The 25,813-nt window shown below is 59.4% G+C and carries 24 protein-coding genes; 7 read left to right on the top strand and 17 right to left on the bottom strand.

Going from position 1 to position 25,813, the window contains the following annotated elements:
* Nucleotide 1: 1 nt before the first annotated feature.
* The 4 genes from GQF02_RS14890 to GQF02_RS14875 are packed head-to-tail and all read right to left on the bottom strand — an operon-like array spanning nucleotide 2 to nucleotide 2,621.
* Nucleotides 2-247, bottom strand: a complete 246-nt coding sequence (locus GQF02_RS14890) for a BolA family protein (protein WP_124735130.1) — start codon at nucleotides 245-247, stop codon at nucleotides 2-4.
* 27 nt (nucleotides 248-274) lie between these two features.
* Entirely contained in the window at nucleotides 275-1,030 is a 756-nt protein-coding gene (locus tag GQF02_RS14885) for an ABC transporter permease (RefSeq protein WP_124735129.1), read from the bottom strand.
* A complete protein-coding gene (locus GQF02_RS14880; protein WP_160798190.1) occupies nucleotides 1,030-1,932 on the bottom strand; it encodes an ABC transporter ATP-binding protein in 903 nt (300 codons plus the stop codon). Before GQF02_RS14880 ends, GQF02_RS14885 begins: the two co-directional genes overlap by 1 nt.
* A 50-nt stretch (nucleotides 1,933-1,982) precedes the next feature.
* The gene (locus GQF02_RS14875; protein ID WP_160798188.1) at nucleotides 1,983-2,621 is read right to left on the bottom strand and encodes a TetR family transcriptional regulator; all 639 of its coding nucleotides are present in this window, start codon (nucleotides 2,619-2,621) and stop codon (nucleotides 1,983-1,985) included.
* Between the two features lie 242 nt (nucleotides 2,622-2,863).
* On the opposite strand from GQF02_RS14875, the gene GQF02_RS14870 reads away from it, so the two are divergent.
* Genes GQF02_RS14870 through GQF02_RS14860 form a run of 3 tightly spaced genes read left to right on the top strand, consistent with a single transcriptional unit; the run spans nucleotide 2,864 to nucleotide 8,618 of the window.
* On the top strand, nucleotides 2,864-4,033 hold the full coding sequence (locus tag GQF02_RS14870; RefSeq protein ID WP_160798186.1) for an efflux RND transporter periplasmic adaptor subunit: 1,170 nt from the start codon (nucleotides 2,864-2,866) through the stop codon (nucleotides 4,031-4,033).
* Nucleotides 4,034-4,051: 18 nt separating this feature from the next.
* The gene (locus GQF02_RS14865; protein ID WP_160798184.1) at nucleotides 4,052-7,213 is read left to right on the top strand and encodes an efflux RND transporter permease subunit; all 3,162 of its coding nucleotides are present in this window, start codon (nucleotides 4,052-4,054) and stop codon (nucleotides 7,211-7,213) included.
* Entirely contained in the window at nucleotides 7,203-8,618 is a 1,416-nt protein-coding gene (locus tag GQF02_RS14860; RefSeq protein ID WP_160798182.1) for an efflux transporter outer membrane subunit, read from the top strand. Before GQF02_RS14865 ends, GQF02_RS14860 begins: the two co-directional genes overlap by 11 nt.
* Nucleotides 8,619-8,791: 173 nt before the next feature.
* Here GQF02_RS14860 and GQF02_RS14855 read toward each other — a convergent pair whose 3' ends face one another.
* The 8 genes from GQF02_RS14855 to dapC form a co-directional block, all read right to left on the bottom strand.
* Nucleotides 8,792-9,568 (bottom strand): MlaA family lipoprotein, encoded by a 777-nt coding sequence (locus tag GQF02_RS14855; protein ID WP_160798180.1) that lies wholly within the window; start codon nucleotides 9,566-9,568, stop codon nucleotides 8,792-8,794.
* Nucleotides 9,565-9,861, bottom strand: a complete 297-nt coding sequence (locus GQF02_RS14850; protein WP_160798178.1) for an STAS domain-containing protein — start codon at nucleotides 9,859-9,861, stop codon at nucleotides 9,565-9,567. The genes GQF02_RS14855 and GQF02_RS14850 overlap by 4 nt, the downstream gene beginning before the upstream one ends.
* Nucleotides 9,861-10,484: an MlaC/ttg2D family ABC transporter substrate-binding protein gene (locus GQF02_RS14845; protein ID WP_124735121.1), complete on the bottom strand. Its 624-nt coding sequence runs from the start codon at nucleotides 10,482-10,484 to the stop codon at nucleotides 9,861-9,863. The genes GQF02_RS14850 and GQF02_RS14845 overlap by 1 nt, the downstream gene beginning before the upstream one ends.
* A 52-nt stretch (nucleotides 10,485-10,536) precedes the next feature.
* Nucleotides 10,537-11,019, bottom strand: a complete 483-nt coding sequence (gene mlaD / locus GQF02_RS14840; protein WP_124735120.1) for an outer membrane lipid asymmetry maintenance protein MlaD — start codon at nucleotides 11,017-11,019, stop codon at nucleotides 10,537-10,539.
* A gap of 17 nt (nucleotides 11,020-11,036) precedes the next feature.
* Entirely contained in the window at nucleotides 11,037-11,822 is a 786-nt protein-coding gene (gene mlaE / locus GQF02_RS14835) for a lipid asymmetry maintenance ABC transporter permease subunit MlaE (protein WP_124735119.1), read from the bottom strand.
* Complete coding sequence (locus GQF02_RS14830) at nucleotides 11,815-12,630, bottom strand: ABC transporter ATP-binding protein (RefSeq protein WP_160798176.1); 816 nt, start codon at nucleotides 12,628-12,630, stop codon at nucleotides 11,815-11,817. Before GQF02_RS14830 ends, mlaE begins: the two co-directional genes overlap by 8 nt.
* A gap of 222 nt (nucleotides 12,631-12,852) precedes the next feature.
* A complete protein-coding gene (dapD, locus tag GQF02_RS14825) occupies nucleotides 12,853-13,674 on the bottom strand; it encodes a 2,3,4,5-tetrahydropyridine-2,6-dicarboxylate N-succinyltransferase (protein WP_124735237.1) in 822 nt (273 codons plus the stop codon).
* 50 nt (nucleotides 13,675-13,724) lie between these two features.
* Nucleotides 13,725-14,927 carry a succinyldiaminopimelate transaminase gene (gene dapC / locus GQF02_RS14820; protein ID WP_160798174.1) on the bottom strand — a complete coding sequence of 401 codons (1,203 nt, stop codon included), beginning with the start codon at nucleotides 14,925-14,927 and terminating at the stop codon, nucleotides 13,725-13,727.
* A gap of 48 nt (nucleotides 14,928-14,975) precedes the next feature.
* Between dapC and GQF02_RS14815 the strand changes: the two genes are divergently transcribed.
* Nucleotides 14,976-15,884 (top strand): DMT family transporter, encoded by a 909-nt coding sequence (locus GQF02_RS14815; protein ID WP_160798172.1) that lies wholly within the window; start codon nucleotides 14,976-14,978, stop codon nucleotides 15,882-15,884.
* Here the strand turns inward: GQF02_RS14815 and GQF02_RS16035 are convergent.
* The 3 genes from GQF02_RS16035 to GQF02_RS14800 all read right to left on the bottom strand — a co-directional run bounded on the left by GQF02_RS16035 (nucleotide 15,878) and on the right by GQF02_RS14800 (nucleotide 18,749).
* Nucleotides 15,878-16,534 carry a SlyX family protein gene (locus tag GQF02_RS16035; protein ID WP_235930215.1) on the bottom strand — a complete coding sequence of 219 codons (657 nt, stop codon included), beginning with the start codon at nucleotides 16,532-16,534 and terminating at the stop codon, nucleotides 15,878-15,880. The two genes, GQF02_RS14815 and GQF02_RS16035, sit on opposite strands and share 7 nt — an antisense overlap.
* 18 nt (nucleotides 16,535-16,552) lie before the next feature.
* Entirely contained in the window at nucleotides 16,553-17,866 is a 1,314-nt protein-coding gene (locus GQF02_RS14805; protein ID WP_160798170.1) for a Na+/H+ antiporter family protein, read from the bottom strand.
* Nucleotides 17,867-17,969: 103 nt separating this feature from the next.
* Nucleotides 17,970-18,749 (bottom strand): class I SAM-dependent methyltransferase, encoded by a 780-nt coding sequence (locus GQF02_RS14800; RefSeq protein ID WP_160798168.1) that lies wholly within the window; start codon nucleotides 18,747-18,749, stop codon nucleotides 17,970-17,972.
* 85 nt (nucleotides 18,750-18,834) lie between these two features.
* Here GQF02_RS14800 and GQF02_RS14795 point away from each other — a divergent pair, with 85 nt between their 5' ends.
* Complete coding sequence (locus GQF02_RS14795) at nucleotides 18,835-21,090, top strand: DNA internalization-related competence protein ComEC/Rec2 (protein ID WP_160798166.1); 2,256 nt, start codon at nucleotides 18,835-18,837, stop codon at nucleotides 21,088-21,090.
* Here GQF02_RS14795 and GQF02_RS14790 read toward each other — a convergent pair.
* Both GQF02_RS14790 and GQF02_RS14785 read right to left on the bottom strand, forming a co-directional pair.
* Nucleotides 21,072-21,839, bottom strand: a complete 768-nt coding sequence (locus GQF02_RS14790) for a ParA family protein (protein ID WP_124735113.1) — start codon at nucleotides 21,837-21,839, stop codon at nucleotides 21,072-21,074. The genes GQF02_RS14795 and GQF02_RS14790 overlap by 19 nt on opposite strands.
* A gap of 27 nt (nucleotides 21,840-21,866) precedes the next feature.
* The gene (locus tag GQF02_RS14785) at nucleotides 21,867-22,343 is read right to left on the bottom strand and encodes a surface-adhesin E family protein (RefSeq protein WP_124735112.1); all 477 of its coding nucleotides are present in this window, start codon (nucleotides 22,341-22,343) and stop codon (nucleotides 21,867-21,869) included.
* 146 nt (nucleotides 22,344-22,489) lie between these two features.
* On the opposite strand from GQF02_RS14785, the gene recQ reads away from it, so the two are divergent.
* Nucleotides 22,490-24,286, top strand: a complete 1,797-nt coding sequence (gene recQ / locus GQF02_RS14780; protein WP_160798164.1) for a DNA helicase RecQ — start codon at nucleotides 22,490-22,492, stop codon at nucleotides 24,284-24,286.
* 73 nt (nucleotides 24,287-24,359) lie between these two features.
* Complete coding sequence (argJ, locus tag GQF02_RS14775; protein ID WP_160798162.1) at nucleotides 24,360-25,577, top strand: bifunctional glutamate N-acetyltransferase/amino-acid acetyltransferase ArgJ; 1,218 nt, start codon at nucleotides 24,360-24,362, stop codon at nucleotides 25,575-25,577.
* Nucleotides 25,578-25,813: the final 236 nt, after the last annotated feature.

Genomic DNA, 25,813 nt, shown 5'->3' with positions numbered 1-25,813 from the left:
GTCAGCCTTGTTGCTCAGCCCATTCTTGTGGGCTGAATGTTTTCATCGAAAGAGCGTGGATTTCGTCACGCATGCGGTCGCCCAGTGCCTTGTAGACCAACTGGTGTTGCTGCACACGGTTGCGGCCGGAAAACTCCGCACTGACGATTACCGCCGAGAAATGGGTGCCGTCATCCCCCTCGACTACGATGTGGGTACAAGGCAGCGAGGCAGTGATCAGTTGCTTGATGTAATCAGGTGTAACCATGGTACGGGATATTCCTAAAAAAGTAGCTTAATGGCGCAGCTTGTAGCCGACCTTGATCATCCACAAACCTAGCGAAGAAAGCAGAACAAAACTGCTGCCAACCACGGCCAGTGCCAGCCATGGGCTGACGTCGGCCTGACCGAAAAAGCCGTAGCGGAAGCCGTCTATCATGTAAAAAACAGGGTTCAAATGCGAAATGGCACGCCACAGCGGTGGCAGGCTGTCTATCGAGTAGAACACACCGGATAAAAAAGTTAGCGGCAGGATAATGAAATTCTGGAAGGCGGCCAACTGGTCGAATTTTTCTGCCCAGATGCCGGCAATAATACCCAGCGCGCCCAGTACTCCACAGCCCAGCACGGCAAAGGCGAAGATCCACAGCGGTGCTTGCGGCAAGGGCATGCCGAACCAGGCGGTAATGGCAATCACGCCCGCGCCGACCACCAGTCCGCGGACGATGGCGGCAGCCAGGTAGGCCGCAAAGAATTGCAAGGGCCCGAGCGGCGACAGCAGCAGGAACACGATATTGCCGGTGATCTTGGACTGAATCAGGCTGCTGGAGCCATTGGCAAAGGCGTTTTGCGTCATCGACATCATGGCAAGACCGGGAATCAGGAAGGCGGTATAGCTGATGCCGGGGTAAACCTCGAGATGGCGTGCCATTACATGGGAAAAGATCAGCTGATACATCAATGCGGTCAGCACCGGCGCGGCAACAGTCTGAAACGCCACTTTCCAAAAGCGCAGGATTTCTTTCCTGAACAGCGTGTAAAACCCCTGCATCAGGCTTTCCCTCCTTGCATCATATGGACGAAGACGCTTTCCAGATCTGTTTCTATCACCGTCATCTCCCGGACCTCTATCCGCGCTTCGCGCAAAGTGGCCAATACTTGTTCGATGCGGGCGATTTCCGGCAGGCGCAACACCACACGCTGGCCTTCATCGCGGACTTTCAGTGGCAAGAGCGCGTCCGGCAGTGCAGCCGACAGCTTGAACGATACATCGCGCTCATTGCTGTGCGCCAGAAGCTTGGTTTTGTCTTCCAGGGCGATCAGTTTGCCTTTTTTCAACATGGCGATGCGGTTGCACAACGCCTCGGCTTCTTCCAGATAGTGGGTGGTGAGTACGATGGTGTGCCCGGCCTGGTTCAGTTCGCGCACAAAGGCCCACAGGCTTTGCCTGAGCTCGACATCGACGCCGGCCGTGGGCTCATCCAGCACAATCACCGGCGGGCGGTGTACCAGTGCCTGTGCCACCATCACCCGGCGCTTCATGCCGCCGGACAGCGCGCGCATATTGGTATCGGCCTTGTCGCTCAGCCCCAGTTTTTCCAGTAGTTCATCCAGCCAGTCATCATTGTGTTTGAGACCGAAGTAGCCGGACTGGAAACGCAGACTTTCGCGTACCGAGAGGAAGGGGTCGAAAACCAGTTCTTGCGGTACGACGCCCAGGGTTTTGCGGGCCAGATAGGCTGCGCTGATGGTGTCGTGTCCGAGTATGCGGATATGGCCGCTAGTTTGGCGTGATAAACCCGCCATGGCCGAGATCAGCGTGGTCTTGCCCGCGCCATTGGGACCGAGCAGGGCGAAAAATTCGCCGGCCTCGACGCGAAAGCTGACATCGTCCAGCGCCTTGAGCGTGCCGAAGTTCTTGCTGACCGACTGGATTTCAATGGCGGGAGTCATAAGGCCGCGACGGGAAAAACCGGCATTATAGCCGGAATCGGCCCGCTGCGTCAGTCGTGCGCCAGCCAGCAGTCCGGCTTGAAAACCCCCGAAAAATAGGGCTTTAACAGGCTCTCGGGCTGGCTATGCAATAAGGGAGTATCCGGCAGTAACAGGCTGAATTGTACCAGGCCACGCTGCTGTGCCTGCCAGGCGATGGCCGCCGCGACCGGATCTATGCCCGGTTTGAGTTGTCCCTGCTGCTGAGCGAGTTCTATGATGCGGATCAGGCGCTGCTGCAGCTGGCGGATCCAGTCCAGATTCTCGATCTGTAGCGACTGTAACTCGCCTACATACTCACAACGAAAAAACAGAATACCCAGAATGCGGCGGATGTCGGGTGAATTACTTACGTTTGTCAGGATTTCTAGCGCGCCGTTCCACAGACTGCGGGCCGCATTGTCTGCCGCATTGCGCTCCATGGTGTCGTAAATCTGGTGATAGGGCGGTACCACTTGCTGACTCATGGCGTAGAACAGGTCGAGCTTGTCCTTGAAATGCCAGTAGATGGCACCGCGGGTCAGCCCTGCGGAGCTGGCAATGTCGGCGAGTGAAGTATGACTGACTCCTTTTTCCCAGAACAGCAGTGCTGCCGTTTCCAGAAGTTTTTTCCGGGTTTGTTCCGCTTCTTCTTTGGTTTTTCTGGCCATAGCTGCCTGCTTTTTTATCAGTGTGCTGTTGCGTGTATCGGGCGCAACAAATATTGATTCGTCGCTAAGAGGTATAGCGGAGTGTTGGAACAGGTTTTTTGCCATTTTACATTCATGCTTGTATGTATGTAAAATGCAGTCCATCTCCAAAAACACAATATGTAATCTATTCTGGGAAAGATATGTGTATGGTTTGGATATCTGTTTCCGAGGAAGACAACATGTCACCATCGAGTGTAAAAATGAAAAGACCCGTTACTTGGCTGTTGCTGACAGCCGTCGCCGCCAGCCTGATGGCTTGTAGCAAGGATGAAGGCGCGGTTGGCCAACAGGGCGCGATGCCCCCTATGCCGGTAACCGTGGTGTCCATTCAGCCCAAGGATATCCCGCTGACTTTTGAATACGCCGGCCAGGCTGCGGGTTTCCGTGAGGTTCAGGTGCGCGCTCGCGTCGAGGGCATTCTGTTGCACCGCAATTTTGTCGAAGGACGCCGCGTCAAGCAGGGCGAAACGCTGTTCGAGATCGGCCCCGATACCTATATCGCAGCGGTAGATCAGGCCAAAGGCAATCTGGCGGTACAAGAGGCCAACTACAATCAGGCCAAGCGCACCTACGACCGCGTGCTGCCCCTGTTCAAGGAAAATGCCGTCAGCCAGCAGGACAGGGATAATGCCTTGGCCGCCTTTGAAAGTGGCAAGGCTGCTGTCGAGTCGGCTCGCGCTACGCTTAAGCAGGCGCAGATCAATCTGGGTTACACCAAAGTCACCGCCCCGATATCCGGTCTGACCAGTCTGGACGTAGTGTCTGAAGGTAGCTTGGTCACCCCGAACAGCATGCTGACTCGCATTTCGCAGCTGAATCCTATTTATGTGAATTTCTCTTTCTCGGATAACGAAGCGCAGAAACTGCGCCGCGATATCGACGAAGGGCGTGTGCGGGTGCCTGCACAGAATGCCTATCAGGTGTCGGTGAAAATGTCCGACGGCTCGACCTTTGACCAGATCGGCAAGATCAACTTCTCCGACAATGTAGTGAACACCGATACCGGCACCATTAGCAGCCGTGCCCAGTTCGACAACCCGCAAGGCATGCTGTTGCCGGGCCAGTTTGTGCGTGTGACGCTCAAGGGTGCCCAGCGCATTAGCGCGGTTACCGTGCCGCAGGTGGCGGTATTGACCACGCAGCAGGGCAAGCTGGTGTGGACGGTGAACAAGGAAGGCAAGGCCGAGCCGCGCCCGGTCGAGGTGATCGATCAGGTCGGTGCGGACTTCGTGATTGGCAGTGGTCTGGCCAAGGGCGATCGCGTCGTGGTCGACAATATCCTCAAGCTGCGCCCGGGTGCACCGGTGACGCCGCACGAGGCCGGCAGCAAGCCTGCCGCTTCCGCGCCTGCCGCTCAGGCCCAAGGCTGATAAAAGGAGTCTGACCCCATGTTTTCTGCCTTCTTTATCAGGCGACCGATCTTTGCCACGGTGATCTCGCTGATCATCATGCTGGCGGGTCTGGCTGCCATTACCGCTTTGCCGGTCGAGCAGTACCCGGACATCGTGCCGCCGGTGGTGCAGGTGCAGGCCACATACCCGGGCGCCTCGGCCCAGGTGATCGCCGACACGGTCGCTTCTCCGCTGGAGCAGTCGATCAACGGTGTCGAGAACATGATCTACCTGCAGTCGTCCAGCTCGAGTAACGGTGTACTCTCGCTCAACGTCAGCTTCAAGATCGGTACCGATCCCGACCAGGCGACCATCGACGTCAATAACCGCGTGCAGTCGGCGCTGACCCAGCTGCCGCAGGAAGTGCGCCGCCAGGGTGTGACGGTGACCAAGCAGTCGACTGCGATGTTGCAGATCATCTCGCTGGTGTCGCCGGACAAGCGTTACGACACGCTGTTTATCAGCAACTACGCCACGCTGAATATCGTCGACGAACTCAAGCGTATCCCCGGTGTGGGTAGCGTGGTCAATTTCGCGTCGCAGGACTACGCGATGCGGGTCTGGCTCAAGCCCGACCAATTGGCCAAGCTCAAGCTGACACCATCGGATATTTCGACCGCTATCAACCAGCAGAACGCACAATACGCTGCCGGCAAGGTCGGCGCCGAACCGATGGTGAAGCCGACCGAGTTCACCTACACGGTGACGACGCAGGGTCGTCTGACCGATGTGACCGAGTTCGAGAACATCATCGTGCGCTCGAACCCGGATGGCTCCAATCTGCGCCTGAAAGACGTGGCACGGGTCGAGTTGGGCGCTCTGAACTACGACTTCAAGGGTACATATAACGGCCTGCCAACCGTACCTGTCGGTATCTATCTGTCGCCGGGAGCCAACCAGCTGGCGGTGGCCGATGCGGTGAATGCGACCATGGCCAAGCTGTCGCAGAGCTTCCCGGGCGGGCTGGAATATTCCATTCCTTACGACACCACCGACTTTGTGCGCGTGTCGATCGAAGAGGTGTACAAGACCTTCGCCGAAGCCATGGTGCTGGTATTCCTGGTGGTCTACCTGTTCCTGCAGAACTGGCGTGCAACATTGATTCCGTGTCTGGCGGTGCCAGTGTCGATTATCGGCACCTTTGCCGGCATGTATGCACTGGGTTTCTCCATCAACACGCTGACACTGTTCGGCATGGTGCTGGCCATCGGTATCGTGGTCGACGACGCGATCGTGGTGCTGGAAAACGTCGAGCGCATCATGAGTACCGAGAAGCTGGGGCCGCGTCAGGCTGCGATCAAGGCGATGGAAGAGGTCGCTGGTCCTGTGGTGGCCATCGTGCTGGTGCTGGTGTCGGTGTTCCTGCCGGTAGCTTTCCTGGGGGGTATCGCCGGTCAGATGTACAAGCAGTTCGCCATCACCATTGCGGTGTCGGTGACCATTTCCGGCATCGTCGCGCTGACGCTGACGCCGGCCTTGTGCGCGATCCTGCTGAAAGAAGGGCACCAGCAGCCTAACCGTTTCTTTACCGCGTTCAACAATCTGTTCGACAAGATTACCCACCATTACGCCTCGGGCGTGCGTTTCCTGCTCAAGCGTTCCTTTGTGGCCTTCGTGATGTTCGGCGGCATGATTGCGATTACCGCCGGCCTGTTCAATATGGTGCCAGGTTCGCTGGCACCGGAAGAAGACCAGGGCTATGTGATCGGTGCGGTGATCCTGCCCGATGGCGCCTCGCTGTCGCGCACGGCAGCCACCATGGACAAGATGGGCAAGGATCTGCAGCAGAACCCGGCGGTCAAGGTGGTGATGAACTTTGCCGGCTTCGATATCCTGTCCGGCGGCAACAAGACCAACGCCGGCGTCAGCTTTGTCACGCTCAAGCCGTGGAGCGAGCGCAACTCGGCCGACCAGTCTGCCTTTGCCGTGGTGAAGGATATCTTCAAGCTGGGGGCGAAGATTCCGGAAGGCGTGGTACTGGCCTTCAATCCGCCGCCGATTTCCGGCATGTCATCCACTGGCGGTTTTGAAGCCTATATCCAGAGCCGTGGCGGGGCATCGCCGGAAGAGATGAGCGTACAGGTGAAGAAGCTGATCGCCGAAGCATCCAAGCGTCCTGAGCTCTCCGGCCTGTCGACCACCTTCTCGGCGGATGTGCCGCAGATCAACGTCAAGCTTGACCGCGAGAAAACGGTCGCTTACGGCGTGCAGATCAACCAGGTGTTCGACACCATGCAGAGTACCTTCGGTTCGCTGTATGTGAATGACTTCAACAAGTTCGGCCGTATCTACAAGGTACAGTTGCAGTCCGAGGAAGACTTCCGCTCCAAGATCGAAGACCTGCGCAATATCTATGTACGCTCGGTCAGTGGCAACATGATCCCGCTGACCTCGCTGGTGACGGTGGAAATGACTACAGGCCCGCAGACCATGGAGCGCTTCAACGCTTTCCCTGCCGCCAAGGTGGTGGGCGGTCCGGCACCGGGTTACAGCTCGGGCGAATCACTGATCGCGATGGAAGAAGTGGCCAAGGAAGTCCTGCCGGCTGATTACTCGCTGTCGTGGAGCGGTAGCGCGTATCAGGAACAGTCGACCAGCGGCTCGACCTTCATGGTGTTCGGCTTCGGTATGATCATGGTGTTCCTGATCCTGGCTGCACAGTACGAGCGCTGGACCTTGCCGATCGCGGTGTTGACGGCGGTGCCGTTCGCGCTGTTCGGCGCGATCCTGGCGACCTGGCTGCGCGGCCTGCAGAACGACATCTACTTCCAGGTGGCGCTGGTGGCGCTGATCGGTCTGGCGGCGAAGAACGCGATTCTGATTGTCGAATTTGCGGTGATGAAGTTCGAGGAAGGGGAGAGCCTGTTTGACTCGGCGATGGAAGCGGCCAAGCTGCGTTTCCGTCCTATCGTGATGACCTCGCTGGCCTTTATTCTGGGCGTGGTGCCATTGGCGATTTCGTCTGGCGCGGGTTCGGCCAGCCGTCATGCCATCGGTACCGGTGTGATCGGCGGCATGCTGGCGGCGACCTTTATCGCGGTATTCTTTATTCCGCTCTTCTTCCTGTTGATCATGAAGGCGTCGAACAAGGGCAAGGATCATTACCAGGCGCCGGATGAAGGCCACACTGAAATCAAGGAGTCTACCGATGCTCATTAAAAGTCTGCCGCTATGGCTCGCCATCGCGCTGACCGGTTGCGCGGTCGGCCCCGACTACTCCCGTCCGGTCGTGGAAATGCCGGGCGCCTGGCAGGCGGGGGCCGTGGCTCCGGCCGTAGCCGCCGATGTCAACGTGGCGCCTGACTGGTGGAAATCGTTTAACGATCCGGTGCTGGACCAGCTGGTCGACGAGGCGCTGGCGTATAACCGCAATCTGGCGCAGGCTGCGGCACGCGTGGAAGAAGCGCGTGCCCAGGCCGGCATCGCCCGTGCCAATCTGGCGCCACAGCTCTCGGCCAACGCCGGTTATCAGCGCGGGCGTACCTCGGCGGATTCCGCTGCGGGCTCTCAGGTGTCCGATGCGCGTACTGCCAATGGCGCACTGAGCTGGGAGCTGGATCTGTGGGGCAAGCTCAGGCGTGCCAACGAGGCGGCGCTGGCCAATCTGGCGGCCTCCGAGTACAACCGTGATGCGACCCGCTTGTCTGTTGCGGCCACGGTGGCGCAAACCTATTTCCAGCTGCGCAGCTTTGATACCCAGCTCGATATTACCCGGCGTACGCTGGTGTCGCGCGAGGAGTCGCTGCGCATCAACAAGCGCCGCTTCGAAGGCGGGGTCACCTCCGAGCTGACCTATCGCCAGGCCGAGGCGGAGGCTGCATCGGCGCGTGCCGCTGTGCCATCGCTTGAGCAGTCGGTCATCCAGAGCGAAAACGCGTTGGCCATCTTGTTGGGCCGCTCGCCACGGGCGCTGGTAGACAGCAAGGTGGCGCGCGGCAGTGAGTTGGAAGCGCTGCAGGTGCCGGTCAATATCCCGTCCGGCCTGCCATCCGAGCTATTGATGCGCCGTCCCGATGTGCAGGCTGCCGAGCAGCAGCTCAAGGCCGCCAACGCACGCATCGGCGTGGCGCGTGCCGCCTACTTCCCCAGCATCGGTCTGACTGGCTTGCTGGGCTCGCAAAGCGCGGCACTGGATACGCTGTTTAGCGGACCGACCCGCACCTGGAGTTTTGTCGGTAATCTGGCCATGCCTATTTTCGACTGGGGCAAGACCGGCGCCGGCGTCGATGCCGCGAGTGCGCAGCAGAAACAGGCGCTGGCGGCGTACGAGCTGGCCATCCAGAGTGCATTTGGCGAGACGCTGGATGCCTTGTCGTTTACCCGGACTGCGCGTGACCGTCAGGCTGCCTTGTTTACCCAGTTGCAGGCGCTGCAGGAAAGCTTGCGTCTGGCCCGTTTGCGCTACGATAACGGCTATTCCAGCTATCTTGAGGTACTGGACTCGGAGCGCGGCTCTTATCAGGCCGAGCTGCAATTGGTCAGTGCGCGGCTGGATCAGCTGCAAGCTTCAGTCAATCTGTACAAGGCACTGGGGGGGGGCTGGAACGCACCGGCCCAGCACTGAGGTTTCTTGTATTAAAAAGCCAGCCCCCGTTCATCGGGGGCTTTTTTGTAACTGGCCTATTTCATTCCCTGTGCCACTGATGCCTTGCGAGTTCCCTGCATGAGCCTGAGGGGCGCAAAAAATCCCCGCAGCCATGGGGTAGGTGCGGGGATGTGGTTTTACTGCGTCTGGCTTCAGGGCTTGGGCGGTGGCGGCACGGCCACTGGGGCCGAGGCTTGCGGCTCGCCTACCAGATCATCGATATCGATGTTTTCTTCATCCATGTCCTGTGGCAATACCGCCCCGGTTTGCTTGGCGCGCATATGCATATAGGCGTCGCGGGTAAAGGTATAGGCATCCAGCGAGGACTCGTCGATCTGCTTTTCCACGCCGAGCAGGCGTTCACGTTCGTTGACACCATACAGGCCGTAAAAACCGGCCGCTTGCGGCAGGGTGTCATAGATCAGCTTTTCCGGCCCCGGAATGCTAAGCGAAATACCCAGACCCGAGCCGTCGCGTACGGTGGACGGGCCGAAAAACGGCAGCATCAGGTAGTTGCTGTTTTTCCAGCCCCAACTTGCGAAAGTGTCGCCCAGCGTGGTGCGGTTCTTGACCAGACCTGCCGGTGTTGCGATATCGATCAGACCGAACAGGCCGAAGGTCGAGTTGATGCTGACCCGCATCAGATCGTTCAGCGCTTTTTCTGGTTCGGCTCGCAGCGTATTGTTCAGTACGCTGAACACATCCTTCAGGTTGCCGTAGAAATTGCCGACCGCCGTCCTGAACGGCTTGGGCGTTACGGTGCGATAGCCTTCTGCCGCCGGCTTGATCACATTGCGATCCAGCGTCGTGTTGAAGTTATACATCGAGCGGTTGAACGGCTCGTAGGGGTCGTACGGACTGGTCGGGTTGCTGGCGCAAGCCGATAGTGACAGTGCCGCCACAATGGTTAACAAGCGCAAGGGTTTCATCTTGCAGGCTCCATAAACTTGTCCAGCAGGGTATCTGCACCGTATAGCTTGGCCAGGCTGATAAGCGGTGCCGGCACATTTTGCAGGGTGAAAGACTTGCCCTGCGCGGCCCCTTGGCGTGCCAGTTCGAATAGCAGCGACAAGGCCGCCGAGTCGGCACGGGTGACCTTGGCCAGGTCAAGATGCAGGCTGTCGCCGCTTTTAAGCCGGGCTGACAGTGTTTTGAGCTGCTGTTCTGCGCTTAGCATGGTCAGCTCGCCGGACAGAGAGGTGGCGGCGTGATGAACCTGCATCAGGCGCTTGCTCCGCGTGCCAGCTTGGCATTCTTGTCCTGCAAGGCGCGGATCAGGCCGTCCAGACCGTTTTTACGGATTTCATCGCTGAACTGGTTGCGGTACACGGTGACCAGACTGGCACCTTCGACGCTGACATTAAAGACTTTCCAGCCCTGTGCGGTCTTGTACAGCACATAGTCGACATTGACCGGCTTGCTGCCGTTGCCGTTATTGCTGCCGGTGGTGATTTCCGACTTGACCGTGGCTTCACGCCCTTCGTTGTTCAGCGTTACATTGGGCTTGATATTGACCGATGCATTCTTGAAGCGGGTCATGGTGCCGGAGTAGGTACGCACCAGCATGGTCTGGAATTCGCGTGCCAGCGCATCTTTCTGTTCCGGCGTCGCATCGCGCCAGCCGCGGCCGACGGCCAGGGCCGTCATGCGGGTAAAGTCGAATTTGGGGATGACGAAGGTTTCGACCTGGGTACGGATTCGGGCAGTGTTTTTGCCGTCGTCCTTTTTCAGCAGTTCCAGAACCTGGGCCGAAGTGTCCTGGATCAGCGCCAGCGGCGTATCGGCCGCGATGGCTTGGGTCGATAGGCCGAGCAAGAACAGGGTGGTCAGTAGCAGTTTTTTCATTTTCAGGGTGTCCGGTATTATTGGTTTTCAGTTTAGTGCCTGAGCCGGCGGCTCAGGGCTGTTTGTCGTCTTTAGCTGCGCCGCCTTCGGCAAAGCTGGTCATAAACTTGCCTATCAGCTGTTCCAGTACCAGTGCCGACGAGGTCAGGGCAATGCGGCCGCCGGGTTTCAGGTCTTCCGGATCGCCGCCCTGTACCAGCCCGACGTATTGCTCGCCCAGAAGGCCTGCGGTCAGGATTTCGGCGCTGGTGTCCTGACTGAAACTGTACTGGCTATCTATGCTCAGGTTGACGCGGGCCATATAGTTTTTAGGGTCAAGCTCGATGCTGCTGACCCGGCCGACCAGAACACCGGCCGCCTTGACTGGTGCCTTGACCTTGAGGCCGCCAATATTGTCGAACTCGGCATACAGCACATAGCTCTTGTCGGCGCTTTGCGGCGTCAGGTTGGCCACCTTGAGTGACAAAAAGGCAATGGATGCAAGGCCTATGGCGACAAAAATGCCGACCCACAGGTCGATGATGGAGCGTTTCATGATGGTTTTTTCCGAAGCTAGAACATGAAGGCAGTCAGCACAAAATCGAGTGCCAGAATAACCAGGGCCGAAGTGACGACGGTACGTGTGGTAGCCGCCGAGACGCCGGCTGCGGTGGGCGTCGCGTCAAAGCCTTCGTACACGGCAATCAGGGTCACCGCCATGCCGAAGAACAGGCTTTTGATCAGGCCGTTGACCACGTCGACGTGCAGGTCGACATTGGCCTGCATTTGCGACCAGTAGCTGCCGCTGTCCAGGCCTATCATCAGCACGCCGACGGCATAGCCGCCGATAATTCCCATTACATTGAACAGCGCCGCCAGAATCGGCATGGACAGCACGCCGGCCCAGAAGCGCGGCGCTACGACGCGGGCGACCGGATTGACCGCCATCACGCTCATGGCGTCCAGTTGCTCGGTCGCCTTCATCAGACCGATTTCGGCGGTCATGGCCGAGCCTGCGCGACTGGCAAACAGTAGCGCCGCCAGTACCGGCCCCAGTTCGCGCAGCAAGGACAGCGCCACCAGTGCACCCAGCGCATCGGCCGAGCCAAAGCGCACCAGCGTGGTATAGCCTTGCAGGCCCAGAACCATGCCGACGAACAGGCCGGATACCACGATGATGATCAGTGACAGCACGCCGGAGAAGTACATTTCGCGTATCACCAGATGAAAGCGCAGCAGGCTTTGCCCCGAGTTCATCAGGATGGCGACAAAAAAGCGGCTGATCATGCCCAGACGCCAGATGGCCTCGATCACCCAGTGACCCAGCTTGCGCAGGGGAGAGAGCAGGGTTTCAAGCATGGAGGTCTCCGAGTCCAATATCGTCGGCCAGCGAGGTGGTGGCCGGATAGGCCAGATGCACCGGGCCGTCAGCTTCGCCGTAGACAAACTGGTGTACCCAAGGTGACGCAGAGGCGCGAACCTCGTCCGGTGTGCCTTCGGCGACGATCTCGCCATTGGCGACAAAATAGACGTAGTCGACGATATTGAGCGAGTGCTGCACATCGTGCGTCACCATCACCGAGGTGGTGCCCAGCGCATCGCTGAGCTTTTTGATCAGGTGGGCGATGGCGCCCAGCGAGATCGGGTCCAGCCCGGTGAAGGGTTCATCGTACAGCATCAGCGCAGGGTCCAGCGCAATGGCGCGCGCCAGTGCAATGCGGCGCGACATGCCGCCGGACAGTTCGGCCGGCATCAGGCGCTCGGTACCGCGCAGACCGACGGCAGCGAGCTTCATCAGCACCAGATCGTGCACCATGCTGTCGGGCAAGTGCGTGTGTTCGCGAATCGGGAACGCCACATTGTCGAATACCGACAGGTCGGTAAACAGCGCGCCGAACTGGAACAGCATGCCCATGCGGCGGCGGAGCTCGAACAGTTCGCGGCTGCTCATCTTTTCGACATGCTTGCCGTCGACGATGACTTCGCCCTGTTGTGGGGAAACCTGCCCCGAGATCAGGCGCAGCAAGGTGGTCTTGCCGCTGCCGCTGCCGCCCATGATGGCGACAAAGCGTCCGCGCGGGATGCTCAGGTTGATGTTCTTCAGAATGCTGCGCTCGCCATAGGCAAAGCTGACGTTTCTGAATTCGATAAAGCTGTCTGTACTCACGGAGGTTTCTATGACCGAAAAAAAATGGGGCAGAATCTGCCCGAGTTAATCGGCATTTTACAGGCTGTAAGGCAGAATCACCAAATTACCGCCTTACTTTATGGCGCCTTGTTGCAATGCACACAGCGGACGGGAGTGGTTTGACGGTCTTGCTTGATGCTGCGGGTTTTTAGGGCGCAAAAAAGCCCGCTTTTTGACGGCGGGCCGGAGTGGGCGGGGAAATCAGATGCCGCGCAGCAACTCGTTGATGCTGGTCTTGGAGCGGGTCTGAGCATCAACCTTTTTGACGATGACCGCGCAATACAGGCTGTGGCTACCATCTTTGGATGGCAGGCTGCCGGACACCACCACCGAACCTGCCGGTACGCGGCCATAGTGGATTTCACCGGTTTCGCGGTCATAGATGCGGGTGGACTGGCCGATAAAAACGCCCATGGAGATGACCGAGCCTTCACCGACGATCACGCCTTCGACCACTTCGGAGCGCGCGCCGATAAAGCAGTTGTCTTCGATAATGGTCGGGTTGGCCTGCAAGGGTTCCAGCACGCCGCCGATGCCGACGCCGCCGGACAGGTGCACATTTTTGCCGATCTGGGCGCAGGAGCCGACGGTGGCCCAAGTGTCGACCATCGTGCCTTCATCGACAAAGGCGCCGATATTCACAAACGACGGCATCAGTACGGTGTTTTTGGCAATGAAGGCACCCTTGCGTGCTACTGCGCCGGGTACTGCACGGAAGCCGGCGGCGCCGAAGTCTTCGGCTTTCCAATCGGCAAACTTGGTGTCGACCTTGTCGAAATAACGGCTGACGCCATCATCCATGACTTCGTTGTCGCGGATGCGGAACGACAGCAGGACGGCTTTTTTCAGCCACTGGTTGACGATCCATTCGTCGCCCTGTTTTTCCGCTACGCGCAGATGGCCGTTGTCCAGCTCGTTAATGACCTGCTCGATGGCGGCTTTCAGTTCGACCGAGACAGTGGCTGGAGTGATGGATGCGCGCTCTTCGAAGGCGTTTTCAATCAGGGATTGCAGCGGATGCATATGGTTAAGCCCTTTGGCAAGATGAATGGTGGTGGTCATGATCGTAATCTTTAAGTGTTTGCTGTGCGATAAGCGGTCGTAAATTGTGCCATGCGTTGTGCAGCCTCGACGCATTCTGCCAGTGGCGCGACCAGCGCGATACGGATATAGCCTTGCCCCGGGTTGTGGCCATGGGCTTCGCGCGCCAGTAGCGAGCCGGGCAGGACGGTAATGTGCGCGTGTGCGAATAATTCGCGGGTAAAGCGGACATCGTCGCCACCGGGCACGCGGGCCCACAGATAGAAGCTGGCATCGGGGCGCTTGACGTCCAGCACTTGGGCCAAGGGCGCGGTGACCGCCTCGAATTTGGCGATGTAAGCCGCGCGGTTGGCGACGACATGCGTTTCGTCATTCCACGCGGCGATGCTGGCGGCCTGCGTTGGCAGGCTCATGGCGCTGCCGTGATAGGTGCGGTACAGCAGGAAGTCTGCCAGCAGACTGGCATCGCCGGCAACAAATCCCGAACGCAGGCCCGGTGCATTGGAACGCTTGGACAGGCTGGTAAACATCACCAGGCGCCGGTAGTCGCGTCCCAGCTTGCGCGCTGCCTCCAGTCCGCCCAGAGGCGGAGTACCGAAGTGGATTTCGGAGTAGCACTCGTCCGATGCAATCACAAAGCCGTAGCGGTCGGATAGCTCGAACAGTGCCTGCCAGTCGGCCAGATTCATCACCGCGCCGGTCGGGTTGCCCGGCGAGCAGACAAAAACCAGTTGTGTACGCTGCCAGATGGCCTCGGGCACGGCGGACCAGTCCGGCTGGAAAGCACACCCGGCGGTGCAGTTGACGTAAAACGGCTGGGCACCGGCCAATAGTGCAGCACCTTCGTAAATCTGGTAAAACGGGTTGGGTGAAATGACGACCGGTTTCTTTCCTTCGCTGCTGTCGATCACGCTTTGCACAAAAGAAAACAGCGCCTCGCGGCTACCATTGACCGGCAGAATTTCCCGGGCCGCATCCAGCTTGATATCGTAACGGCGCTGGGCCCAGTCGCGACAGGCCTGACGCAGGGCATCCGTGCCTAGCGTGGCCGGGTAGCCGGCCAGGCCCTCCAGATTTCCTGTCAGCGCATTAGTGAGTAGTGCCGGCGTCGGGTGCTTGGGCTCACCTATCGACAGATTGATGGCGCTCTTGTCGGGCGGGGGCTGGACATCGGCCAGCAGGGCGCGCAGGCGCTGGAACGGGTAGGGTTGCAGTAGGGCCAGATTGGGGTTCACGGTTCTCTCTCGTGCTGCAGCAAATTCGGCCATCTTAAAGAAAACAATATGATCCTGGCAAAACAAAAGCTGACAGCCATGGCTTGTCTGTTGACGACTGCTCTGGTGTGGGGGCTGATGTGGCTACCTTTTCGCGCCTTGCAAACGGGGGGTGTCAGTAACTGGACCACCTCGCTGGTGGTGTATCTGATCGCCATGCTGTTTGGCGTGGTGCTATTTCGTTCCACCTTCCGTCAGGGCGTGCGCTTGATACCGGTGATGCTGCCGATGATGCTGGCTTTTGGCTGGTGCAATTTCAGCTATAGCTGGGCACTGACCGAAGGGCCGGTGGTGCGTGTTCTGTTGCTGTTTTATTTGTCGCCGTTGTGGACGGCCCTGCTGGCACGCCTGATCCTGCACGAGCGGCTGACCCGCGCCGGTTATATGGTCATCGCCATCTTGCTGGCCGGCTGTCTGGCCATTTTGTGGCGCCCTGGGGTATTTGACGGCGATTTGCCGCTGAGCCATCGGTATGAGTGGCTGGCCTTGTCCGGAGGGATGGCGTTCTCGCTGGGTAATGTACTGAGCCGCAGTGCCGATCGGCTACCCTTGCCGGTCAAATCCGCCATGATCTGGCTGGGGGTTCTGTTCTTTGCTGCGGGAGCCTTGCTATGGCGTGGCCAGTTAGGTGCCGTGCTGGAGATTCCGCCCATGGCATGGGCGGTCATGCTTGCGCTGGGTATTACCTTATTGTGTACCAGCGTGATCTCGCAACATGGCGTGTCGCTGTTGCCGGCCAATCAGGTGACAGCCCTGATGTTGCTGGAGCTGGTGTTTGCCGCCGCAGCCGCCTGGCTGCTTGCCGGTGAGGCCATACGACCGGGCGAGTGGCTGGGCGGTACGCTGATTGTCGGAGCCGGGCTGTTTTCCGGACGCATGACGCATAAGCCGGCTGGCGCGCGCGTGGGCGCTCAATAGTGCGGCGGGATCTCGTCGCGCAGCGAGCGCTCTTCGTTTTCGCCGCTGCCGCGTGCGCTTTGGCGATACAGGAGGCGCAACTGCTCTTGCAGCAGGTCGAGCTCGTGTTGTTGGCGCGCAAGCGTGCTGCTTAAGGCATCGACCGTGTCGTCCAGAAAGGCCAGACGAATTTCCAGTTCGCCACAGCGTTGTTCGGCATCGCGTGCATTTAGCCAGTTTTGCAGCTGCTGTACGCGAAACGGGCGCTGGAACAGGCTGTAGAGTTCCAGCCAGTCTTCGGCGCGCATCCATGGCAAGCCATGTTCGATATCCACCTGTGCCGGGTTGAAGTCCCAGCCGGTCTTTTTCTCCTGGCCGTGTACGCAAATGCCTGCCATCAAGTCGATGGCACTGCCGTCCTGACTGACAAAGCGGGCAAAGTGCTGCGCAATATGGCGTGGATGCGCCGGCCTTGCTTCTTCGTTAAAAAGTTCGGCCAGACGCAGATGGGCCTGGGCAAAGTGTTCAGGCGTAACCAGCAGGTCCAGATCCTGCGGGTTGGCCTCCAGCCCCAGATGGTAGAGCAGGGTGCTGCCGCCGATTCCCCAGTCAAGACCATTCAGCAAGGGGGCGAGTCGTGTCGCCAGTGCCACTGGGGCAGGGATGTTCATTATGCTTCCTTAAAAATTTCACAGCACCATGGCGGCAATCCAGCCTGCAGTCAGTAGCGGCAGGTTGTAGTGCAAAAAGGTGGGGATGACGGTGTCGCGGATATGGTCATGCTGGCCATCGACATTCAGACCCGAGGTCGGCCCCAGGGTCGAGTCGGAGGCCGGCGAGCCGGCATCGCCCAAGGCACCGGCCGTACCGATAATGGCGATGGTCGCCATCGGTGAAAAACCCAATTGTATGCACAGCGGCACATAAATGGCGGCGATGATGGGGACGGTAGAAAAGGACGAGCCTATGCCCATGGTGACGAACAGACCGACCAGCAGCATGGCGAATACGGCCAGGCCGCGGTTATGGCCGAACAGTTCGGCCGAGGCGCTGACCAGTGGCGCGATCTGTCCGGTGGCTTTCAGTACTTCGGCAAAGCCTTGGGCGGTGATCATGATGAAGCCTATCATCGCCATCATCTTCATGCCTTCGGTAAACAAATCGTCTGCGTCTTTCCATTTCACTACGCCGGTGGCGATAAAGGTCAGGAAGCCGACCAGCGCCCCCATAATCATCGAGCCGGTATAAAGCTGTACCGAAAACGCCAGTACGATGGCGAACAGCGCAGTCAGGATGGAGCGCGTGCTGATCTTGGCGTGGGTACGCTCGGCATTTTCGATGCGGCCCAGACTGTAGTGGCGCGGCTTGCGGTAGCTGATGAATACCGCACACAGCAGGCCGGCCAGCATGCCGGCAGCCGGAATGGCCATGGCGTGGGTGACATTGATGCCGGCCACGTCCATGCCGGACTTGGCGATATTGCCCAGCAGTATCTGCTTAAGGAAAATCTCGCCAAAGCCGACCGGAAACAGCATATAGGGTGTGACCAGGCCGAAAGTCATCACGCAGGCGACGGCGCGCCTGTCCAGTTGCAGCTTGGCCATCACATAAAGCAGCGGCGGCACCAAGAGCGGGATAAAGGCGATATGGATGGGAATCAGGTTCTGGCTGGAGATGCTGACGGCCACCAGCAATAGCAGCAAGGTCCACTTGAGCGTGGTTTTGGCCTGACCGTTTTCCAGTTTCTTCAGAGCGATGTCGGCCAGCGCGTGCGGCAGGCCTGATTTGGCAATGGCCACGGCAAAAGCGCCGAGCAAGGCATAGGACAGCGCGACTGACGCGCCGCCGGTCAGGCCCTTATTGAAGGCCTCCAGTGTGTCGGCCAGCGACAGACCACCGACCAGTCCGCCGACGATGGCGCCGATCAGCAGGCTGATGACGACATGGGTGCGGGCGAGTGACAGGCCGAGCATCAGCACGACCGCAAGAAGAACAGCATTCATGTTGAGTATCTGTGGGGGAATTCAGGATGGTTTTAAAATAATCGCTTAAACGCAGCCTGTCGAGTTGGCGAGTGCTTGCTTCGTTCCCTGCGGCACTCGCCGCTTAGTCCGTCTTGGCCATGCTTTGCTTGATATAAAGGTCAAAGCGGGTCGATTTGCCCTCCATCACCACCGAAGGCTTCATGCCCGCTATCGGTGCGCCCAGACGCGGGCGCTTCACCACGACCCGTTTGCGCGCCGCCTCCCACGCCGCCGCGAGCAAGGCGGCGCTATCCATATCGTCGCCGATGACCTGCTGGAAGGCCTGCATGTCTTTTTTCGCAGCAGCACTTTTCTTGTCGGTGTCAGGGAACATCGGGTCGACAAACACCACATCCGGGGCCTGCTCGGGGGCAAGCGTGCTAAGCCAGTCTATCGAGTTGGCGTGCACCAGCGTCATGCGTGCAGCGATATCGGCCGTGTCGGCATGCGAGCGCGCCCGGTCCAGTGCATCAAACAGCAAGGCTGCGGCAACCGGCGAGCGCTCAAGCAAGGTGACCTGACAGCCCAGGCTAGCCAGTACAAAGCTGTCGCGCCCAAGGCCTGCCGTGGCATCGACGACGCTGGGCAGGGTTTTGGCACTCTTGAGGCCGATGGCCTTGGCCACCGGCTGGCCGCGCCCGCCGCCCTGTTCGCGCCGGTGTTTGGCCGCACCTTCGACGAACTCGGCGTAAACCGCGCCATGCTTGCCTATGGTCACCAGCTCCAGCCTGTCATCCCCCAGTTCCAGCCAGTAGTCGCTGGCCGGGCGTGCGCGCAGGCGTTGCAGACCGAACAGGGCGGCCAGCCTGTCGGCGTAGTCACGCCGGGCGCCGGCGGCGAGGAAAAAGGGAAAATCGGACATATCGGTCTTTCGGGCAGTATCAGGCGAGGGCGCACGATAAGCGAGGCTAGGCTGCCATGCAAGTTGTGCCTGCATATGATGGAGCATGGAACGGCTGGTTTGCTTCTGTCTGGGCGTGGCGCTGGTGGCCGTGCTGCCCGATTTGCCTGACTGGCGCTTGTGCTTGCTGCCGCTGGTTTTGGCTTGGCCTGCGCGGCGCTATCTGCGGGGTGTGGGCTTGCGCGTCTGTTACGGCGTTTTGATTTTGTGCTGTGCCATGGCGTGGGCTAGCTGGCGCGCCCAGTTGCAATTGACGCATGGCCTGTCGGCGGCCGAGGAGGGCATTCCGCTGGTGCTTGAGGGCCGGGTGCGGGGGCTGGCTACCCGTAACGACTTCGCCACCCGTTTTGATTTTGTGCCGGACAATGCGCCGGCCGGTGTTCCTGACGTGGTGTTGGCGCGTGACTATCTGGAACGCGACTGGCCAGCCGGTAGCCGCTGGCGTCTTAGCTTGCGCCTGCGTGCGCCGCGTGCCGAGGCCAATCCCTACGGTTTTGATGGCGAAGCCTGGATGTGGTCGCAAGGCTTGCTGGCCAGTGGCAGCGTCGGTAAATATCGGGTTGCACTGGGGCAGGAGGAGGGCATGGCCGCTGCGCTGGACCGTTTGCGTGCGCGTCTGGTGGCGCGGATTTTTGCCACGCTGGGCGACGGACGCGAGGGCGGTCTGGTGGCAGCGCTGGCAGTTGGCGCACAAGGGGAGTTGCCGCGCACAGTGTGGCGCGAGTTGGCCGCGACCGGTACCACCCACCTTGTCAGCATCTCCGGCGTGCATGTGACCATGGTGGCCTTGCTGGCGGGCTGTTTGATGCGCGGCCTGCTTTTCTTGTTGCCGCGCCTGGTGCGTACGCCGCAAACGCTGGTGATCCTGGCCGGGGTGGGGGCTGCGTTTGCCTATGCGCTGCTGGCCGGCTTTTCGGTGCCGACCCAGCGCACGGTGCTGGCCTTGACGCTGGCCGGGGCAATGTTGCTGGCGCGGCGCGGCTTTACGCCTTTTCAGATATGGTGGAGCAGCCTTGCACTGGTATTGCTGATGGATCCTTTTGCCGTGCTGACGCCGGGCTTGTGGCTGTCGTTTGGTCTGGTGGCCGCGCTGATTGTGGCGGGCATGGCAAGACGACGTCCGCTTTATGGCTGGCGCGATATGTTGGGCGGGCAGTGGGCGGTGCTGGTGGTGTCGCCCTTGCCGCTTTTGTGGTTCTTCGGCCAGCTGCCGCTGGTGTCTCCGCTGGCCAATTTGCTTGCCATCCCCTGGATTACGCTGGTGGTGACGCCTTTGGCACTGCTTGGTCTGTTTGATCCTACTGGCTGGCTATTGCATCTGGCCGGCGTGGCTGCACAAGGTTTTTTCTGGGGCCTGGCATTTCTGGCGCGCTTTCCGACACTGGCCTTGCCGGCGGCGCCCTGGCCGCTGACTATTCTGGCGCTGGCAGGCAGCTTGCTTGTTCTGCTGCCGCTGGCATGGTGTGCACGCCTGTTTGGTGTCTTGCTGATGGTGCCGCTCTTGTTTTACCCGGCTCCGGTGCCTGATGCGGGTCACTTTCGTGCCCGCCTGATCGATGTCGGGCAAGGCCTGGCCTTGTTGGTGCAGACCCGCCGCCATAGCTTGTTGTTTGATACCGGCGCCGGCGAGGCCGGCCGTATCCTGTTGCCGCAATTGCAGGGCTTGGGTGTCCGGCGGCTGGATGTGCTGGTGTTGTCGCACCATGACGCTGACCATATGGGGGCTGCCGCTTCCTTGCTGGCGATCTTGCCGGCCTCGCGTATCTTAAGCGGGCAGGTCGGGAAAATGCGTGCTGACGGCATTCAAGCCTTGCCTTGCCAGGCAGGGCAAAGCTGGGCCTGGGACGGGGTGCGCTTTGATATGCTGGCGCCTGCCGTGGGCGAGCGCCACGGGGATGATAATGCCGCCAGTTGCGTACTGAGGGTCGCGACCCTACAGCAGGCCTTGCTGGTAACGGGTGATTTACCGCAAGCCAGGGAGCGCGCGCTGCTTGTGCGTTATGGCGCGGCCTTGCGTGCCAGTGTGCTGGTGCTGGGCCATCACGGCAGCCGTACCTCCAGCTCGGCCGAATTTCTGGCCGGCGTTGCACCGCAATGGGCGCTCTCCAGTAATGGTTACCGCAACCGTTATCGCCACCCGCATGGCGACGTGCTGGCGCGGGTGGCCGCCAGCGGTGCCCGCTTATTGCGCACCGACGAGAGCGGTGCGCTGCAGATTGATGTGTCCGACAGGGTCACCATACGGACATGGAGGCACGAGGCGCCGCGCTATTGGCGTTTTCGTCAGGCCGGCAGCGATTGATATAGCGCAGCATAGGCCTGCGACAGCTTGTGGCGCGGCTCAAGAAAGATCATCGGGCTGCAGGCCTCGTGTGATTCGCGGATTTTGACCGAAGCAGGCAGCGGCGGGTCAAGCACCGGCAAACCCTGTTCGCGCAATTCCTCCACCATGCGCTTGGGCAGGCTGGCCCGCGGCTGGAACTGGTTGACAACGATGCCTTCGATAGACAAAGCCGGATTATGGTCGGCGCGTATTTCCGCCACGCTATCAAGCAGCCCAAGCAGAGCGTGGCGCGAGAAGGCATCGCAGTCAAAAGGAATCAGGCAGCGTTCGGCGGCAATCAGGGCCGAGCGGGTATAGAAGTTGAGCGCGGGCGGGGTGTCTATCCAGATTTCGTCGAACTTGTCGTCCAGCGTATCCAGCGCCTCTTTAAGTTTGAACATTTTGTAGCGCGATTCCAGCTTGACCATCATTTCGGCCAGTTCCGGATGCGAGGCCATCAGCGACAAGCCCGGAAAGCGGGTTGCGCTGATAAAGTCATCCGCCTTTTTGCCGAACAGGCTGATGCTGAGCATCTGCTGGTAGAGGCCCGCCACGCCCTGGCGGGTATCCGCCGCACTTTCCCCGGTCAGATAATGGCTGCTATTGCCTTGCGGGTCGAGGTCGATGACCAGTACCCGCTTGCCCAGGCTGGCGGCTATCGCCGCCAGGTTTACGGTAATGGTCGATTTACCAACCCCGCCTTTTTGATTGAAAACGATTCTGCGCATGGGCTCCGTTCCGGCGGAGCCCGGCGCTCAGTTGGCCGTAGTTCCGCACACATATTCAAATTGCTGATAGCTGGCCGAGTTGCGTACAACCGGCATTGCTCTAATTTGTTTGTCATTATATGTGTAGTTGGCGATGGCACGTCCATTTTCGTCAAACAGATCCATGCCGGTCAGCCGTATATTGCGCGCCTTGCAATCGACGACCCAGCGATTGACGGACTGCTTGTGCTTGGGCGTATTGAGATAGTTCTCTTTGGCCGGGTTGAAAATGGTCTTGCGGTCGCGGTAGGCAAACAGGTTGTTAGCTTGCTTGCGTATGCTGAGCCCGTCGATTTCGTGCAGGATATTGCCGCTAGGCGAGACCCCCAGATTGTGCCATTCGGCATTAGCCAGCGGACGGCTGCCGCCTGGCGTGCCGGTGTCTAGCGGTTTACTGGTTTGTGTGGCGCAACCCGCCAGAAAAACCGTGCAAAGCACGGTGCTGCGTAATAAATGCTTGAACATGAAAGCCTCCGTGCGCGCAGTCTCGCATATTCGTGCGCTCTGGTCAGCAGGCAAGGCAGGCTAGCGGTCTGCTGCAACATACGGACTGGCTCGGTTTGTTTTGCGCTTACAATGAGCCCCTTTCTTGCTCTTCCGGTCGTCAAACCATGCGTCAAGCCCTCGATATTCTGCAAAACCTGTTCGGTTATCCCGCATTCAGGGGGGAACAGGCACAGATCATCGCGCAGGTCGCGCAAGGGGGCAGTGCGCTGGTGCTGATGCCGACAGGCGGGGGCAAGAGTCTGTGTTTCCAGATCCCGGCGCTGATGCGCGATGGCCTGGCTATCGTGGTGTCGCCGCTGATTGCCTTGATGCAGGATCAGGTGGCCGCTTTGACCGAGCAGGGTATTGCTGCCGCTTGTCTTAACTCGGCTACCGAGCCGGAGGCGCAACGGCGCATCGCCCTGGATGCGCGCTCGGGTGCGCTCAAGCTGCTTTATGTGGCGCCCGAGCGCATGCTGACCCCGCGTTTTCTCGAGTTTATGGCCGGGTTGGATATTTCGCTGTTTGCCATTGATGAGGCGCACTGCGTCAGCCAGTGGGGGCATGACTTCCGCCCCGAATATCAGCTACTGGGCGTGCTGGCCCAGCGTTTTCCTGCTGTGCCGCGTATTGCGCTGACGGCAACGGCCGATCCGCAGACCGAAGCCGATATTCTGCACTATCTGGGGCTGACGGATGCGCCGGTGTTCAAGTCCAGTTTTGACCGGCCCAATATCTTCTATCAGGTCATTGAGAAGCACGAGGCCAAGAAGCAGGTGCTGGCCTATATCCAGCGCGAGCATAGCGGCGAGTCCGGCATCGTCTATTGCCTGTCGCGCAAGCGGGTCGAAGAGTTTGCCGCATGGCTGGCACAGAACGGCATCACGGCGCTGCCTTATCACGCGGGGATGTCGCACGAGGCGCGGGATGCAAATCAGCGCCGTTTTTTGCGCGAGGACGGGGTGGTAATGGTGGCGACCGTCGCCTTCGGCATGGGTATAGACAAGCCGGACGTGCGTTTTGTCGCCCATGTCGACCTGCCTAAAAGCCCGGAAAATTTTTACCAGGAGTCGGGACGCGCCGGGCGTGACGGCCTGCCTGCGTCCAGTTGGTTGTGTTACGGGCTGAACGATATGGTGCAGTTGACGCAGATGATCCTGAACTCGGAGATGGCTCAGCTACAAAAGCAGGTCGAACTGTCCAAGCTGGATGCCATGGTCGCATTTTGCGAAACTGCCGCCTGCCGTCGCCAGCTGATCCTAGCGCATTTCGGTGAGGCGGGGCAGTCGTGCGGGCATTGCGACAATTGCCTGCACCCGCCGGTCACGTTTGATGCGACGCTGGCTGTGCAAAAACTATTGTCGTGTATCTGGCGGGTCGGGCAGCGCTATCCGGCCAGCCAAGTCATCGATGTGCTGCTGGGGCGCAGCAATGCACACGTGCAGCAAGCAGGCCATGATCAGCTCTCTACCTTCGGCATAGGCAAGGAGTATTCGCAGCGGGCATGGCGTTCGCTGGTGCGCCAACTGGTGGCAAGAAAGATTGTCGAGGTTGATGTCGTGCGCGGCCAGTCGCTGGTGTTGACCGAGTCAAGCCGCAGCATTCTTAAAGGGCAGGAAAAAATCTTTCTGCGGCCGTTGGCCGACGACAGCCGGGCCAAAGCCGGTAGCGCCGAGCAGTGGCTGCGTACCGAGCGCGAGGAGCGGGTCTGGCAGGCGCTCAGGCGTTGGCGTAAAGGCATGGCCGATGAGCACAATGTGCCGGCTTATGCCGTTTTCTCCGACAAGACCTTGCGCGAACTGGTCGAGAAGCGGCCGTCGTCTCTGGCCGAGTTGCGACGGATCTATGGTTTGGGAGAGCTTAAGCTAGCCCGCTACGGGGCGGCGTTGTTGTCGTGCCTGGAAGAGGCACTAGCCAACTGAGGTGGGCTGTCGCGCAGACATAAACAAATCCGTTACAATCAATGCCAATAACATTTTGGTGTGGAGGCGCGGAATGGCAGTCAATCTCAATGTACAGGATGATCAAAGCTTGCTGGCGGTAGCCGGTGTCAAGCTGATGGTGGCTGAGGCCGGCATCAAGAAGGCGGATCGCAAGGATGTGCTGGTGATCCAGCTGGATAAAGGCAATACCGTTGCCGGCGTCTTTACCCAGAACCGCTTCTGTGCCGCACCGGTTCAAGTGAGCAAAGCCCATCTGGGCACGGGTGTACAAATACGTGCGCTGGTGGTCAATACCGGTAATGCCAACGCCGGTACCGGCGTAGCCGGGCGCGAGCATGCCTTGCAAGTTTGCAAGGCGCTGGCCGAAGAGCTAGCCTGTCAGCCAGAGCAGGTCTTGCCGTTCTCTACCGGCGTGATTCTGGAGCCGCTACCCGTAGGCAAGATCATCCAGGCCTTGCCGGCAAGACGTGAGGCGAGCTGGGGCGAGGCGGCCGAGGCCATCATGACGACCGATACCGTGCCCAAGGCGGCGAGTCGCACATTGAGCCTGGATGGTGTGCCTGTCGTCTTGACCGGTATTGCCAAGGGCGCCGGCATGATTCATCCCAATATGGCAACCATGCTGGGCTTTATTGCGACCGATGCGGCCATTACGCGTCCGCTGTTGGAACAGTTGATCAAGGAGGTCGCCGACCAGTCCTTCAACTGTATCTCGATCGATGGTGACACTTCGACCAATGACAGCTTTATGCTGATTTGCAGCGGGCAAAGTGCAAACAGCCTGATCGACTCGGTAGATCATCCGCATTACGCCCCATTTAAAGCGGTCTTGCTGGATCTCGCACGCGAGTTGGCGCAGGCTATCGTGCGTGATGGTGAAGGGGCTACCAAGTTTATTACCGTCAAGGTTGAAGGCGGGCGTAGTGTGGCGGAGTGCAAGGATATTGGCTATGCGATTGCACGCTCTCCGCTGGTTAAAACCGCCTTCTTCGCTTCCGATCCTAATCTTGGACGTTTGTTGGCCGCGATCGGCTATGCCGGTGTGGCGGATCTGGATGTGGACAGGCTTTCCCTCTACCTGGACGATGTGCTGGTAGCCTCCGCCGGAGGACGTCACCCAGATTATGAGGAAGCTGACGGTCAGCGCGTCATGCAGCAAAGCGAGATTACGGTGCGGGTTGTGCTGGAGCGGGGGAGTGCGGATGCGACCGTTTGGACGTGTGACTTCTCCTATGACTATGTGCGTATTAATGCCGATTACCGTAGTTGAGCGCTCGTTTTTATCCTGCTGCAGGAGCGGTTTGACGCGCACCCTAGGCGGCGACCTGTAGCAGGATGGATAGTTTGAAAAAACATTAACGGCTTAAGTTGTTTTAAAACAATTGCTTGTCTGTTTTTTGTTGCTTGGTATCATGTTTCTACTCGTGTTTTGAGTGTTTCGTGCTTGACGCATCTGTCCGAAGTCCGTATATTTCGCCTCCTCAGCTGACGCCGCAAACGAAACAA

It is taken from the genome of Craterilacuibacter sinensis, assembly GCF_009831765.1.
GTDB classification, from domain to species: domain Bacteria; phylum Pseudomonadota; class Gammaproteobacteria; order Burkholderiales; family Chromobacteriaceae; genus Craterilacuibacter; species Craterilacuibacter sinensis.
This window is presented reverse-complemented; position numbering and strand designations above follow the sequence as displayed.